The organism is Cloacibacillus sp., assembly GCF_020860125.1.
GTDB lineage: Bacteria > Synergistota > Synergistia > Synergistales > Synergistaceae > Cloacibacillus.
This window is the reverse complement of the sequence record NZ_JAJBUX010000040.1, coordinates 22,857-37,930: the sequence shown is the minus strand read 5'-3', so window position 1 is coordinate 37,930 and position 15,074 is coordinate 22,857. Positions and strand designations below refer to the sequence as shown.

General features: G+C 49.4%; 16 protein-coding genes. 1 reads left to right on the top strand and 15 read right to left on the bottom strand.

What is annotated here, in order from left to right:
• Positions 1 to 39 precede the first annotated feature (39 nt).
• Positions 40 to 1,347 (bottom strand): Na+/H+ antiporter NhaC family protein, encoded by a 1,308-nt coding sequence (locus LIO98_RS05225; RefSeq protein ID WP_291953811.1) that lies wholly within the window; start codon positions 1,345 to 1,347, stop codon positions 40 to 42.
• A gap of 367 nt (positions 1,348 to 1,714) precedes the next feature.
• Here LIO98_RS05225 and LIO98_RS05220 point away from each other — a divergent pair, with 367 nt between their 5' ends.
• The gene (locus LIO98_RS05220) at positions 1,715 to 2,608 is read left to right on the top strand and encodes a LysR family transcriptional regulator (RefSeq protein WP_291953809.1); all 894 of its coding nucleotides are present in this window, start codon (positions 1,715 to 1,717) and stop codon (positions 2,606 to 2,608) included.
• A 299-nt stretch (positions 2,609 to 2,907) separates the two neighbouring features.
• Here the strand turns inward: LIO98_RS05220 and LIO98_RS05215 are convergent, their stop codons facing one another.
• From LIO98_RS05215 to pxpB, 14 genes are all read right to left on the bottom strand, one after another.
• A complete protein-coding gene (locus tag LIO98_RS05215) occupies positions 2,908 to 3,672 on the bottom strand; it encodes an aspartate/glutamate racemase family protein (RefSeq protein WP_291953807.1) in 765 nt (254 codons plus the stop codon).
• Between the two features lie 26 nt (positions 3,673 to 3,698).
• Positions 3,699 to 4,718 (bottom strand): TRAP transporter substrate-binding protein DctP, encoded by a 1,020-nt coding sequence (gene dctP, locus LIO98_RS05210; RefSeq protein WP_291953804.1) that lies wholly within the window; start codon positions 4,716 to 4,718, stop codon positions 3,699 to 3,701.
• Positions 4,719 to 4,749: 31 nt separating this feature from the next.
• The gene (locus tag LIO98_RS05205) at positions 4,750 to 6,048 is read right to left on the bottom strand and encodes a TRAP transporter large permease (RefSeq protein ID WP_291953802.1); all 1,299 of its coding nucleotides are present in this window, start codon (positions 6,046 to 6,048) and stop codon (positions 4,750 to 4,752) included.
• A complete protein-coding gene (locus tag LIO98_RS05200) occupies positions 6,049 to 6,582 on the bottom strand; it encodes a TRAP transporter small permease (protein ID WP_291953800.1) in 534 nt (177 codons plus the stop codon). It lies immediately after the preceding gene.
• 119 nt (positions 6,583 to 6,701) lie between these two features.
• Positions 6,702 to 7,004 (bottom strand): (2Fe-2S)-binding protein, encoded by a 303-nt coding sequence (locus LIO98_RS05195; protein WP_291953797.1) that lies wholly within the window; start codon positions 7,002 to 7,004, stop codon positions 6,702 to 6,704.
• Positions 6,994 to 7,497 (bottom strand): 4Fe-4S dicluster domain-containing protein, encoded by a 504-nt coding sequence (locus LIO98_RS05190; protein WP_291953795.1) that lies wholly within the window; start codon positions 7,495 to 7,497, stop codon positions 6,994 to 6,996. Before LIO98_RS05190 ends, LIO98_RS05195 begins: the two co-directional genes overlap by 11 nt.
• Positions 7,469 to 8,587 carry an FAD-dependent oxidoreductase gene (locus LIO98_RS05185; RefSeq protein ID WP_291953793.1) on the bottom strand — a complete coding sequence of 373 codons (1,119 nt, stop codon included), beginning with the start codon at positions 8,585 to 8,587 and terminating at the stop codon, positions 7,469 to 7,471. Before LIO98_RS05185 ends, LIO98_RS05190 begins: the two co-directional genes overlap by 29 nt.
• The gene (locus tag LIO98_RS05180) at positions 8,580 to 8,891 is read right to left on the bottom strand and encodes a (2Fe-2S)-binding protein (RefSeq protein ID WP_291953791.1); all 312 of its coding nucleotides are present in this window, start codon (positions 8,889 to 8,891) and stop codon (positions 8,580 to 8,582) included. The genes LIO98_RS05185 and LIO98_RS05180 overlap by 8 nt, the downstream gene beginning before the upstream one ends.
• 31 nt (positions 8,892 to 8,922) lie before the next feature.
• Positions 8,923 to 10,032, bottom strand: a complete 1,110-nt coding sequence (locus tag LIO98_RS05175; RefSeq protein WP_291953790.1) for an enolase C-terminal domain-like protein — start codon at positions 10,030 to 10,032, stop codon at positions 8,923 to 8,925.
• A gap of 33 nt (positions 10,033 to 10,065) precedes the next feature.
• Positions 10,066 to 11,190 carry an FAD-dependent oxidoreductase gene (locus tag LIO98_RS05170; RefSeq protein WP_291953787.1) on the bottom strand — a complete coding sequence of 375 codons (1,125 nt, stop codon included), beginning with the start codon at positions 11,188 to 11,190 and terminating at the stop codon, positions 10,066 to 10,068.
• Between the two features lie 448 nt (positions 11,191 to 11,638).
• The gene (locus tag LIO98_RS05165; protein ID WP_291953785.1) at positions 11,639 to 12,448 is read right to left on the bottom strand and encodes a putative hydro-lyase; all 810 of its coding nucleotides are present in this window, start codon (positions 12,446 to 12,448) and stop codon (positions 11,639 to 11,641) included.
• Entirely contained in the window at positions 12,445 to 13,218 is a 774-nt protein-coding gene (locus LIO98_RS05160) for a 5-oxoprolinase subunit PxpA (protein WP_291953783.1), read from the bottom strand. The genes LIO98_RS05165 and LIO98_RS05160 overlap by 4 nt, the downstream gene beginning before the upstream one ends.
• Positions 13,219 to 13,237: 19 nt before the next feature.
• A complete protein-coding gene (locus LIO98_RS05155) occupies positions 13,238 to 14,290 on the bottom strand; it encodes a biotin-dependent carboxyltransferase family protein (RefSeq protein WP_291953781.1) in 1,053 nt (350 codons plus the stop codon).
• Between the two features lies 1 nt (position 14,291).
• Complete coding sequence (gene pxpB / locus LIO98_RS05150; protein ID WP_291953779.1) at positions 14,292 to 15,035, bottom strand: 5-oxoprolinase subunit PxpB; 744 nt, start codon at positions 15,033 to 15,035, stop codon at positions 14,292 to 14,294.
• Positions 15,036 to 15,074 lie beyond the last annotated feature (39 nt).

Here is a 15,074-nt window from a genome sequence, read left to right as displayed (position 1 = left end):
GCTACGGCCCTTTTTTGATTCTGTTATATAACCTGCTCTTTAGTATATGACGAGCGCGCCGATCATTGCGGCGATGAATATCGGAATATTATAGTGCAGGAAGGTCGGCACACAGGTGTCCCATATATGGTTGTGCTGACCGTCGGCGTTCAGCCCCGAGGTGGGGCCAAGGGTCGAATCGGATGCGGGAGAACCGGCATCCCTCAGCGCTGCGGCAGCCGCGATAAGACAGGCGGTAGCGCCAACTGAAAAACCGAGCTGCGCCGCGAGCGGGCAGTATATCGCGGCAATGACGGGGATCGTACCAAAAGAGGTCCCGATACCAAGCGTGACGAGAAGTCCCACCGCCAGCATGAGGAAGGCGCCCCAGAAGCGGCTGCCGCCGACAATACCGACGACGCTTGATACAAGCGCGTCCACCGCTTTGGTTTCACGCAGAACATTTCCGTAGCCTGCCGCGATGAGCATGACGAAAGCGATGAGCCCCATTATCTCCAGCCCGCCCATAAAGGTGCTGTCAATATCCTTCCAGGGAATCGTGCGGGTAAGGATCATGACGATGATGGCGGCTAAAGCGCCGAGCGGCAGCGACCCGGTCATGAGCTGCGCGGCGAAAGCCACGACTATCGCGACAAAGGCGAGTACGTGAGTCCGCGTAAATTTCTCCTCCGGCAGATCCATATTTGCGCCGATGATCGGTTTATTCTCATAGACACGCGGCTTACCGTACGAAATGTGAAGCGCGATGAGAAGCCCGACGACCATACCTAAACCTATTATCCATGTATAGTGGAAGACGCCGGTCTTCGCCACTTCCATTCCGTTGCGTCCCATCTCGCTGGAAACTATCCCGTGGAAGATGAGCCCAAAACCGACGGGAAGCGCGATATATGGAGCTTTCAGACCGAAGGTGAGCGCGCAGGCCGCCGCGCGGCGGTCTATTTTAAGTTCATTGAAGAGCAGGAGAAGCGGCGGTATCAAAATTGGGATAAACGCGATGTGGACGGGAACCAGATTCTGCGACATACAGGCGATGACGACCAGAATATAGAGAAGGATATATTTTCGCCCCTTGACAACTTTCGCTATCTTCTTACAAGCGATAGAGGCAATACCTGTCTGGCCGATCGCGACGGCGAAAGTCCCGAGCAGGAAATAGGCAAGCGCGGTCTCGGCGTTGCCGCCCATACCGCCAATAAGCGTCCCCATCGTCTCGGAAATACCCATACCGGCGCTTAGTCCCGCAACAAGAGCCGCGATAAGAAGGGCAAGTACAATGTTAAGGTTAAGCAGACATAGCGCGATCATCACAACAACTGAAATAACAACTGGATTCGTTAAAATCATCATGCTTCCTCCCGTTTATTAGATTTATGTGTACCTCTGTTTTTGCTGACAAAGATAATATACCTTAACAACTTATTTTAGTCTATATCCAATTTTTACTTTTTATAAAGATATCAAATATGCAATGAATACCGCTAATAAAAGATATAATCGCACTATTTCATTATTTTTTAAAAAATTAAATTTTTAAAATTGTATATATTACGTAAAAATACTTATTTATAGTAATTATAGTAGCATAAAGATATTTTAGCTAAATAAATAGATGCATTAAAAATCATTCCCCGTAGTCACAAATTTTAGATTATAATTTCTCTAACCTGGTTGTTAAATCATCGACTGACTGGAGCAAGGGAGAGTGTGAAGTTTGGATCTAAGACAGCTCAGATATTTTCTCTGCATTGCCGAGAAAAAAAACTTCTCCGCCGCTGCACAAAAACTACACATGTCACAACCGCCGCTAAGCCGCTCAATAATGGTACTAGAGGAAGAAATCGGCGCACCGTTATTTATTCGCGAAAAAAATGGCCTTGTCCTTACCGATGCGGGAAAACTTCTTCAACTGAAGGGTATCGAACTCATTAACCTACACGAATATATCATGGCAGAACTCCGCTCCATTACGTTTTCTGGAAAAAATAAAATTGTGATAGGCTCAAATGACGCTTCAAACGCTCTCATTGTGCCGCAGTTTATAAAACTCTTTCATGAAAATTTTCACAACGCAGAGATTAACTCGTACAGCGGCACAGCTAACGAGATAACCAACCGCATACTGAGCGGAGAGATCGATATTGGTTTTCTTAGATGGCCTCTCTCTGGAATGGAGTTTTTTGATATGCATAAATTACATGAGGGAAGGTGGGTCGCGGCGCTTTCTGCCTCCCATCAGTTATTGAAGGAAGGGCTTAATGGTATATCTCTTGAAATCCTATCAAGTTATCCTCTTATTATGCCGTCGAGAGAGTCGCTCTACCTACCAATAGTTAAGGCCTTCACGGAAAAAGCTCTAACTCCTGACATTCAGTGTTATTACTTTGAACTTGAAAACGGTGTCATATTAGCTAAACAGGGAGTTGGAATCGCTATAATACCCAACTGTACCCAAAGAATGTTCCGGGATAACGACTACAAAATAATGGAGATAACAGATTTAAATGAGACAACTTTTTTTTCAGCTATAAAGCGCAAAGATGCAAATTTATCGCCCGTAGTAAATAAAAGCTGGGAGATAATAAAAAAACATAATTTCCGTATATAGCGTACAGCATAGGCGAAGGAACAAGGCAGACAAACCCTGTACCTTCGCCTTTAGATTCCATTTGCGACAGTCGTGATGATTATGCTAAAAGCTGCTCGGGCCAGACTGCCGAATATTGTTGCTTACTGCGCATACTTTTTCAGACATATCGGCCGTTTGCTAAACAACCCAGCTGCCAATCCACCACAGGCATGTCTACAATAACCAAAATCGGTTAAAAGTACGAACAATATGCCAGTTTTAAAAATGCCTAGCACATAGTAGCAGGTATTTTTGCCATCTTATACAAGACCTATCTGTTATTTACCCACGTTATAAACATATCTTGCCATCTCGAATGCCTCTGGTTCAATGACCTGTGGCTTTTGATAGTAGATATTACGTGAGACGGTAAGACCAAGCGTCTCATGAAGGTCGACCATCATTTCAAGCGTTTTAATCGATGCCACGTTGGCATCGATAATAGGGATATTTTTCAAATCCTCAGGAATAGTATATTGGCTGAAAAACGCTGAAACAACGGTGCATCCGTTAATTATTACGTCAGCCCCATCACTTACCATTTTTCTTGCCAATGTCACTGCTCGTTCGAAATTCTTTTCCGGAGATTGTGCGATTTCTTCAATTCCAAGCTGCACAGAATCTAAACCAACCATTTCAATATCAAGCTTATACTGTTTAAAAAGGTCATATGTCTGGGCATCGGCCCTTTTCGTGTCTGTGATAAACCCAAATTTCTGACCAAGCTGACGAGCTAAAAATACTGCCGGCACTGAACCACCAACAACAGGAATATCCACAACTTCACGCGCCTCTTTTACTCCGGGCTCAAAACAGCAAGAAACAAAAACACCGTCAAAACCTTCCTTTTCAGCATGGATTACACGCTCGACAACATCAGGGACCATAAGCATTTGAAAATACGCGTGGCGGATAAACGGTATGCCGCGTTTATTATGTTCCACTACTATTTCCGTACCTGATCGTTTTACCTTTTCACAAATGTCCTTAATTTTATCGTCATAGGTACCTACGCCAAAAGGATTGATTACTAAAAGCCTCATCGTCATTCCTCCTAATCTATATGTTTTTACTGTTTTTTCATTTTTGAGAGAGAATCAATGATCCTTTTTTGAAGATCAGGCGGAAATTCCTTAGGAATACTTGGCCATACTTTTTCTTGTACTTTTTTCCGCATGATATCCAGCTCTCCTGTGGTGAAAGTAACTATCTTTGTCCCATTTTCTCTAAGCTTTTTAATATACATATTATGTTCTTTAGCTACTTCATCCCAGCGTTTCTCTTCCATACTATCGGCTATCTTCGTAAGCGCATTACGATCTTCTTTGGACAAGCTATTCCAAATAGACTTATTAATCATAAACGGGAAAACTTCATAGAATATCTTTTGATCGCAATAGTATTTAATGAGATCGCGATACTGAGACCAATTTCCTTCTGGACCAGTTCCAATAACTCCATCAATCATTCCTGTTTGAAGAGCGGTGAAGATATCCCCAAAAGCAAGCGGCGTCGCCATATAACCAAGCGCCTCACCAGTCAATTCAGAAACTTTGAGTGGCATGACCCGTATTTTAAGATTTTTTTGCACATTAGGATCACCAGGGCTTTTAGGTTCCTTCGTGAATCCTATGCCGGAACAAAGAGCTGGCCATATCCCTAAAAGATGAATATCCTGTTTATCGAGGATTTCCGCAATTATTTTACGCGCTTCACCACCATCTTTATTATAAAGATACTCCAACTCCTCCCAGCTTGTTGCCAGATATGGCATAGTTGTCAATGCAAGTCTTTTATCTACCGTTGAAGATGGGCAACAAAGCATCATTTCCACATCACCGATGGAAAGTCTCTCTTGTACAACAGTATAATCTCCAAGTTGGCTAGCTGGGAATACAACTATATTAATCCTCCCATTAGTTACTTTCTTCACGTTATCTACAAAATATTTTGCATCATTGTCCAATGGTGTACCTGTTGGCCTCGTATGTGAAAGCTTCCAATCTTTCGCAAATATAGCCGTGGTCGATGAAACGAGCATTACAGCTACAGCAAGCATAACTAGTACCGATTTGATAGACTTTTTCATAATAAAATACCTCCTTCAATATGGTGTATTATTAGTACCCGAGTAGCCTCGGAAGGTACATCGACAATGGTTCCCAATATGTAGCTAAAAGAATCCCTGGTATATAAGCAAAACAAATCATCATTAGAATAGGTTTCAAAACCTCTGCAAAGGTGCAATCTCCTATTTTCATACCAAAATATAGGATACTCGCATACGGCGGAGTAATCCCTCCCATCGCCAGATTTGTGCCCATTATTGCGGCAAAATGTATAGGATCAATGCCGATGCTTTTCACTATCGGCAAAAGTAGTGGAGCGCAAAGCAGAATCCCCATCGTATCGCTCATCACCATTCCTACAAAAAGTAGGAATATGTTTATAAGCATGAGCAGGAAGAATTTATTCGTGGTCACGCCAAGTATTAGCGAGGCTAATTTTTCAGGTATCTGCATAAAAGCATAAACCTGGCCAAGCATTAGCCCACAAAAAATCATTCCCATCACCGCCCCGATGGACGTGGTAGAATCGCAAATTGATTTATAAAGAGTCCTGCCTTTTAGCCCTTTGTAAATAAAGAGCCCCACTGGCACAGCATAAACAGCTGATACGGCAGCCGCCTCGGTTGCTGTAAATACACCACCGTAAATTCCTCCAAGTATAATCACCGGCATCATCAAAGCTGGAAAAGCTGCTGCCGTTCGTGGTATAAATTCCTTCCTCTTTTGCTTTACCTCTTCTTTGGTCGGTAGAGAAATATTGACGTTTCTAACCACGTAGGCATTTATTATACACATTAGCAGGCATATAAACACTCCTGGGCCTAATGTTGAAAGAAAGCAGGCAAGTATTGAAGTTTCCGTAACCCATCCATAGAGAATCATATTGACGCTAGGAGGAATCAATAGCCCTAAAATAGAAGCTGCCGTAACAAGTGCGGTAGAGTACCCGCGGGAATATCCCATGGAAACCATTCTAGGAATCATTATTGGTCCAATAGCCGCTATGCCAGTATAACCGCTTCCTGAGATGGCTCCAATAACTGCGCAAGTTATCGCGCTGACAGCTCCAAGTGCACTCTTTGCCCTCCCCGTGAAAATTTCTATGAAATTCAGCAACTGCGTTGCTATGCCGCTAGATCCCATTAACGAACCGGAGAGGATAAACAATGGGCTAGCCAGCAATACTTGGCTGGTAATCTGCGGAATAGCCCAAAGCATCATACTCTTCATTGAGACATCTCCAAAAACAGCCATAAAAGCAAGGGCTCCACCAAAGCAATATGGCAGCGGAACACTGAGCATTAGCACAGCTAACATTATGCCTACACCAGCAAAGAAAACTCCCAGCATTTATATTTCCTCCTCTCTCATGTAAGAAGCAAAATCTTTATTAAGCAAGTGAGTAAGATTTTCTATAAGTTCAATAATCGTATACAACCACATTAATAAAAACCCTACGAACACGGCGCTTTCAACATATTCCATTGGAATAAACAACAACGGACTTTCTTTGCCCATTCGGAAACTATATTGAAGAAGCCAGAACGCCCAACGAAGCAGCCATCCTCCTACTATTACTGAAATAAAGTTGCGTATTATTTTAAATATACACATACCACGAGGGGTTTTTATATATAAAGTAGCAATACCACACTCTATGTGGCTTCTTCCAAGAGAGGCATTTGCCGACCCGATCATGTACAGCCATATTGTAGGCAACATCAAAAGTTCCTCTATCCCCATTAATGGCATGTGAAGACAATAGCGGAGGATAACTTGACAAAAAACAAGTAAAGTTACCGCTACTAACAGCACTGTTCCAAGGAGATCTTGAATACGCTTCATACCCTTAAGAAAATTTTCCAAAAAACTGATGTTAGACACTACAAACTCCCCCCTAAATATAGCGTTGGCAGGTTAAGTAAAAACAGGATGAGAACTTTTTCTTTTAATAACGATATTTAAAATCTGCATCTTTCGTCAAGGTTTTTATAGCCTAATGCCTAAGGAATACTAACTATACCGTCGTCCGCAACCTTTGCTTCCGCCATCACCTCAATACTCACGGCGACAGCCGGTATGCGGAATGTCGGCAACAATACCTCGTCAAGCGGGATGTTATAGGCACAGCTAAGCTCCTGGGCAATCAGCATACGGCAGGTACGTCCCTGGCAGGGGCCCATGCCGGCACGGGTCTCGCGCTTGATCTCATTTATCGTTGTGCATCCTGCTGCTATACACTCACGGATGCGCTCGACTGTGATATCTTCGCAGCGGCAGATGATCGTCTCATTGTTATTCGACATCTCGGTAACCTCCGACTTTGATATCGCGCACTTCCATAGAGAGACCCTTTGGCACTTCCAACGCTATCACGTTGGTCATGTTCTTTCTACCTCCGGATGTGATTCTGTTGACGTGGAACCAACCCAGCTCTTCTCCAGACCGGTCAAGTCCTACTACAAACTGCCCCGCCTTAGGCACAGGGACGTATTCGAATGGAATTTTTACAAGGGCAAAAGCGTCGCTGTAGCTCTGGTCAATGACAAAAATCGCCAGCCCAGGACAGTGTGTGATACACATAGAGCAGCCGGTACATTTTTCAAAATCCACCTCCGGCACGGAGTTAATGCCGCCGGACATCGAGATAGCCTTGCGTGCACAGGCGGCAACGCAGGGGTTACACGGTATCTCTTGAAAACATTCAACCATCGCCACAGGCCCTTTTACCAAACGCTCTGCGGAGGGACGCGCTTTTTCCAGATCCTCTTTAACAGGAATACCGGTCGAGATTAACATGGACTTTTCCTCCCTTTGATTCCATAGTTTCAATTCCCTGTCTAATCTTAGCCCCCATCGGGCCGGCACGGAGTTCGTCAAGTTCGCTCCTGGCTTTTTCTTTTAGTGCAGCGGCACGATCTGAACCGTATCCCAGACTTTCGGCGGCGGCATATCCGGCAAGTTTTCCCTCTACCATCGCTGAGGAGGCCTCCTCTATGCCGCTGACGTCTCCGGAGGCGTATATCCCTTTATGGGTCGTCTCCAGATTCCTGTCAGTTACCGGAACATGGCCGGATAGTTCCCTGACAAACTTCATTTCACACTCGGCCTGCCAGCAGAGCTCCGTCAACGGGCTCAAGCCTACGGCCAGGCAGATTACGTCGCATTTAACGTCTCTCACAGTACCAGGAATAGGCTGCCATTTCTCGTCTAGCCTGCATATCCGTGCCCCCTCCACCTGCCCATCGCCATAGGCTTCGCATATTGTCCAGCCCGTCAGGATGGGAATACCAGCCCTGCGTATCTTTGATGCGTGAACAAGGTATCCGCCGATTTTCGGCGCGGCCTCGATTACTGCCGCCACCTCTACCCCAGCCTGCTTAAGCTGATAGGACACGATAAGACCGATATTTCCCGAACCTACCATAAGCACCCGTTCCGCCGGCTTCACACCCGCTACGTTCATGAGAGTTTGCACGGCTCCAGCTCCGTATATTCCCGGCAGATCGTTGCCGTTGAAGGCAAGGAATTTTTCTGAGGCTCCGGTGGCGATGATCAATCGCTTAGGCCTGTACTTGACAAACATGCCGTGATGAAGTAATCCCACCACACCGTCCTCGTACATTCCAATGGCGGCGGCGTCGGTCAGCAGCGTGATATTTTTGTCAGCTCTTACGTCTGCGAGCAGTTTTTGTCCTATATGTATGCCGCGTTCGCCTGCGCACTGTTTTTCTGAACCAAAAAACTTATGCGTCTGTTTTACGAGCTGTCCGCCAGGCATCTCGTCCCTCTCGCATACTACGACAGTCGCTCCCAGAGATGCGGCGGCTTTTGCCGCGGACAAACCGGCCGGGCCGCCGCCAACAACGAGTATTTCGACGTCAACCATTCCAAACGCACCCCTTTCCCCTCTGTTCCTCTACTTTCATGCCATCTTTAACATGTGTGACACATACGCGCACATTTGCCTCACCGTCAACGGTCATAAAACAAGAGGAACAGTTTCCTATGGCACAAAACAGCCCACGCGGGTGATGCAGCTCCGGACTCTCACCGAATTTGCGCACTCCCGCAGCATGGAGCGCTGCGGCGACGGTCTCTCCTTTGTACGCATCTATCGCTTGGCCGTTATAGTAAAAGGTCAGTTTTTCATCACGTTTAAATTCAAGAATCGGATGTTCAGTTATCCTCATTCGTCATCCCCTCTTTTCTTCCGCAGCTTTTCTATTCCACCATCATCAAACGTAATCTGTCCTCGTCGATATCAATTCCCAGCCCCGGACCGTCCGGAACCTTGACCCTGCCATCTTTTATCTCCAAATCCTCTTTAAGGACGTCAAATTCATACTTTAACGGTCCGAACATATAGCAGGGATATTTCAGTGATGGTATAGCGGCGGAAAGGTGTATTCCCGCGGCGGTGCCAACGCCAAGCTCAAGGTAACTGCCGATAAAGCATTCCATTCCCAACGCCGCCGAAAGCATGATCGACTCGTAACCTTTTTTGACGCCGCCGGGTTTCAGCGCGTATATAGTGATGATGTCTGCCGCCCGATGAAGCGCGAGGTTCGTAATATCCGTGGTATAGAATACCGCTTCGTCAGCTGCGATCGGTGTCTCAACCGCTTCGCAAACCTGGCGCATTCCCGCGTAATCCCATTTTGGCGTCGGCTGCTCGACATAAAGGAGGTTTTCCTCTTCCAGGGCTCGTATCGCTTGAATGGCCGCCTTCGGCGTCCATTGCTGGTTGACGTCAAGGAACACCCTCGCCCTGCCGCCTATGCGCCTGATGATCTCTTTTAATTTTTTGACATCTTTGTCAACATCATCGCGGCCACAGTAAAGTTTTATGTAGCGCACTCCTGCCTCTTCCATCTGTTCTTCAGCCGTAGCCGTCATCTCGTCGGCTGTGCCAAGCCCCACCGAACCATTAATATCCACATAGTCTCGGAATTTACCACCCAGCAGTGTATAGACGGGAACGCCGAGCAATTTTCCGGCCAGGTCATAAAGCGCGATGTTAATTCCAGCTTTGGCGACAACGTTGCCGCCCACGGCCTTGTCTATCTTCGACATAAGAACGGATATTTGAAGCGGATCGGCACCGGAAAGCAGCGGTGCGATAAATTCACGGATGACAGAGCATATCGAGGCACTCGTTTCTCCTGACATGCCAGGCACGGGGCAGGCTTCGCCAATGCCGTATACACCTTCGTCAGTATTGATTTTGATGATGATATTTTTGGAACTTGTCCGCGTTATACCCGAAAAGCTGAAGGGTTTTTTGAATTTTGCAACCAGTGAGAATATTTCTATCTTTGTGATTTTTGTCATTTTAATGCACTCCTTTTAAATATATGTTTTTTCTCATTTTTCTACACGTGACATCGCAAAAGCCCCGTACCATTCCGGAACTGTCCCGCCGAGGGCCTCGTCCACAATCGCCTTTGTCGCGGCGGGCGCCAGCATAAGGCCATGTCCGTTGTAGCCGGCTGACTGATAAAATCCATCTATCCCCTTTATGCCGCCAATGAAAGGCCTGCCGTCAGGAGTCGTCTCGTAATATCCGGCCCATTGGCGCACGATGCGGATTTTTTTCAGGACGGGAAGCAGCCGAGCCACGGCGTCTGCCGTTTCCTGCGTAAAACGCCACGTGTTGCGCAGATCCCCTCTCTGTTTGAGGCTCATGTTCGCGCAGCTCATAAGAAAGGAACCGTGTGCAGTCTGGTTGAAATGAAGTGTGTGAAGCGGCGAGTTACAGAGAAATGGCTGAAAGTATTTGACCGGTTCGGTGATTATCTTCTCGCGCGCAAGGGGAACGATGGGAATGGCGTGTCCTAGCATCTCCCCTATCTTAGCAGAATAGGCGCCGGCGCAGTTGAAAAGCAAAGGACTGCAAAACTCTCCGTTCGTCGTAACAGTTCTGAAACCGCCTCCTGGAAGCCGCCTGATCTCCCTAACCTCGGTATGCTGGTAAACCTTGCCTCCAAGATTCTGGAATTTCTTCGCATATGCATAGGCCATCTTAAAGGGGTTCAGCGTGCCGTCTGTCGGGCAGAAAGCCGCACCGACAAACCCCTCTTCACTGTTAAGCCATGGAGCAAAACTTTCTATCTCCGGTACTTCCATCCACCTTACCGGTATGCCGATGCTGTTTTGCATCGTAATTTTCTCTTTTGCGTCTTTCGCGTGCTCTTTAGTATACGAGAGGACAAGATAGCCGCCCTGCCTAACTTCCATATCGTATTCCAGTTCATCTTCCAACGTCTCAATCATTTTAATGCTATCCTTAGCAAGACGGCATTCGTTTATGGTCGGGAACTGTTGACGGAACCCGCCCGCGCACCTGCCGGTGGAACCGCTGCACAGTGAATCCCTTTCAACGACCGCAACCTTCGAAATCCCTGCCAGACGCAGATAATAGGCGGCGGCACAGCCCATTATCCCTCCGCCAACAACCACTGCATCAACTGTATGTACAGATAGAGCCATGTACATCCCTCCGCTTGATAATATTGATATAATCTTTTTGCTATGCATATTTTTTGGATAAACTTATTGTTAATATTTAAATTTAATTATCTAATTTCTTGCACATAGATTATCCTTTTGTTTATCAACTGTCCAATACATATATAAAATAACAGCTATACCTAAAAGGTATAGTCGGATGTCAGACAAAACAGCCTTAGAAATCACCTATAAAATTTAGAATTGACCTTGTATTAAGGAGCTTTTCAAAACAATAGGGTAATTAATCAAACTTGTCGGGCAAATAGGAAAGCACAGCCAATTGAAAGACAACTAATGCTTATATAGCATAGATGAAAAAGTAAAACGGCGAGCCCTCATGAGAACCGCCGTTTTACTTTGATGAAAGCGCCGCTTGTGTATGCATTTTTCTTTAGTTCAGCGGCAACGTACCTTAATTTTTGTTAATTTAAAACACCGCGTAATCCACGTCTTTCGGGTCACCGATGAACATGTAGCCGGGGGCGTGCGTGATCGCGAAGGGCGGTTTGCTCTTCATGAGCACCGCCTGCGGCGTCACTCCGCAGGCCCAGAAGACCGGCGTCTCACCGTCGCGGATCTCTACCGCATCGCCGAAGTCTGGCTTGTTGACGTCTTTGATGCCGATCGCCGCGGGGTCGCCGATATGCACCGGCGCACCGTGCACCGCGGGGAATCTACCCGTCGAGAGCACCGCCTTCGGCACCTGCGCGTACTTGACCGGACGCATGCTGACGACCATCGGCCCGGAGAGGCGGCCCGCCGGTTGATTCTGAATGTTCGTGACGTACATCGGCACGTTGCAGTTCATGTCGATATGGCGGATGGGGATGTTCGCCTCCAGCAGCGCGCCCTCAAAGCTGAAGGAGCAGCCGAGCAGGAAGGCGACAAGGTCGTCTTTCCAGTATTTAACGACATCTGATGGTTCGTCGACAAGCTCGCCGTTCTTCCAGACGCGGTATTTCGGAATGTCCGTGCGCACGTCCGAGCCGGGGGCGATCAGTTTAGCCTCCCACTGCCCCGGCTCCGTGATATCCAGAATCGGGCAGGGCTTAGGGTTGCGCTGGGCAAATACCAGAAAATCATAGGCCCATTCCTTCGGCAGGACAATCATGTTCGCCTGCACATGGCAGTGGCAGAGACCGGAGGTGGGGTACGTCCACTCATTCTCACGTATCAGCCGGCGCATCTCTTTCGGGTCTGTTGAGTAAAATGGTGCGACGTCAAACGGCAGCGTCATCCGAGCACGACCTCCTTCAGATTCGTAACTTTAACGCCCGCGGCCTCAAGAGCGGCGCGGACGGCCTTCGCCATTTCAACGGCCTCGGGGGTGTCGCCGTGCATACATATCGACTGCGGACGGAAGTTTATCACCGTGCCGTCCACCGCTTCGACGGTCCCTTCGGTGACCATGCGCACAACGCGCTTCGCGGTGGCCTCCACATCGTGGATCAGCGCCCCCGGCTGTGAACGCGGCACGAGCGAACCGTCCGGCATGTAGCCGCGGTCGGCGAAGGCCTCGGCGGCGAAGGGAATTCCAAGCTCTTTCGCGGCCCGCTCAAATTCCGAGTTCGCGAGCCCCATAAGGATTATATCTTCGCCGGCGTCTTTGACGGCCTGGGCGATCGCCTTCGCGAGCACTGGGTCTTTGGCGGCCTGGTTGTACATCGCGCCGTGCGGCTTCACATGCTGGAGCCTGAGGCCGTTGGCTTCGCAGAAGGCTTTCAGCGCGCCTATCTGATAGAGGCAGTCCGCGTATTCCTCATCGGGGGTGCACTTCATGTTTCGCCGCCCGAAGCCCACAAGGTCGGGGTAACCGGGATGCGCGCCCGCCGCGACGCCCTTTTCGGCGCAGGTCTTGAGCGTCTTTTTCATCACGAGCGGGTCGCCCGCGTGGAAGCCGCAGGCGACGTTCGCCGAGGTCACGGCGTTCATGATCGCGGCGTCGTCCCCCATTTTGTAGGCGCCGAAGCTCTCTCCGATATCGCTGTTAAGGTCTACTTTGTACATGATCGGTCACTCCTTTTCTTTATATCTCTTCGCAGGTGATCTCGTATGTTTTTCCGTTGAGCGTGATTTTAAAACGTCCGGGCAGCGGTGAGGATGACTGCTGACTCCGTGAAACGTATGACAGACGCAGCGTGTTTACGCGTTTCACAGCCTCGGCTATCTTTCGCTGTTCCGCCTCTCCCTCGGAGAGCTCCGCCTCGCGAAACCTGACCTTCATGCCAGGCATTTTCTGAACAAGCGCCTCGACGGAAAGCGGCGTGAGGACGCCTATTTTTGTGTAGCCTCCCGTCGTCTGGCGGTCGGCGAGCATTATGATCGGCATTCCATGTCCGGGGATCTGCACCGCGCCGAGCGGTATCCCGTCGGAGACTATGTCCGCGCCCTTCTCCGTATGCTCTATCTTCGGCCCCTCGAGACGGCAGCCCATCCTGTCGGATTCGGCGGTGATGAGATATTCCGAGGCAAATAGCAGCGCACAGCCCTCTTCCGTGAAGGCGTCGCACTGCAGTCCGGTAATTATCGCCAGCGGCTCTTCCGCCGCGGCGGCGGGGTTCAGCTCCGCCGGGAGACGGAACCCGTCAAGGCGTTTCCAGAGAGGAGCCGGCTCCCCTACCTTTATCACGTCGCCGCTTTTAAGGGCCCGGCCGTCCAGGCCGCCTATCTTCGCGCGCATGTATGTCGTACGGCTGTTCATCACGACGGGAACGTCGACGCCACCCGCAAAGCAGAGGCAGCCGCGGCAGCCCGCGCCCTTAGGTCCGGTAAAGGAGATGACGTCGCCGTCGTGCAGCACAACGGCCAGCCATGAGCCGACGGCCCTGCCGTTGACAGAGAAGCCAAGGTCGGCTCCGGCGAATACCGCCGCTCCGCCGCCTTTTACCTCTATCTCCGGTCCAAGCAGCGTCACCTCCAGCGCCGCCGCCCCCTCCGGGTTGCCGAGCATCGCGTTGCCGAGTTTAAGCGCCGGCAGGTCCATCGCCCCCGCGACGGGAACGCCGCTTGACTGGTATCCCCAGCGGCCAAGATCCTGCACGGAGGTGAGCATCCCCGCCTTTTTAATCGTCAGTTCCATCCTATACCGCCTCCGTTATGACGGGCACATAGGAGCCCGCAGCCACTTCGGCCTCGATTTTTTTGTATTCTTCTTCCGTGACGGGAACAAAGCGCACCTCATAACCGGCCTCGATCAGCGTCGGGCGCGAGGCCTCGGGCGTAAAGAGGCGCAGCGGCGTGCACCCGATGAGCTGCCAGCCGCCGGGGCTGTCTATCGGGTATATGCCCGTCTGTTTTCCCGCTATGCCGACGCTGCCGCCCTTGATGACGGTGCGCGGGTTGGTGAGGCGCGGCGTCGCGATAGTCTCGTCCATGCCGCCAAGGTAGGCGAAGCCCGGCATGAAGCCGATCATGTAGCAATGGCAGGCTTTAGCGCTGTGGCGCTTGACGACCTCCTCCTCGGATATCCCCGCGTGTTCCGCAACATTGGCGATATCCGGCCCATATTCTCCGCCGTAACAGACCGGTATCGCGATCTCCGTGTGCGGCGCGCCGGACGCTTCGCCGCCCAGCTTAGGCGCGGCCTGAGCCTCTTTTATAACAGCGCCGGCGCTGGTCGTATTAGGGTCAAAGTAGACCGCCAGCGATCTGTAGGTGGGAAGGCACTCTACCACCGGCACATTTTTCTGCGTGAGAAGATATTTTTTAAGATTCATCACCGCGTCGTTCGCCCCGCGGTCTATCTCGTCGGCAAACTCAATCACGACGCAGGATTCCCCGGCGTTCAAATATTTTGGTTCATCAATATATACTGCCACCGACATCACCCCTTCGCATCAGAGAGGAGCGGTATGGCCCCTCTC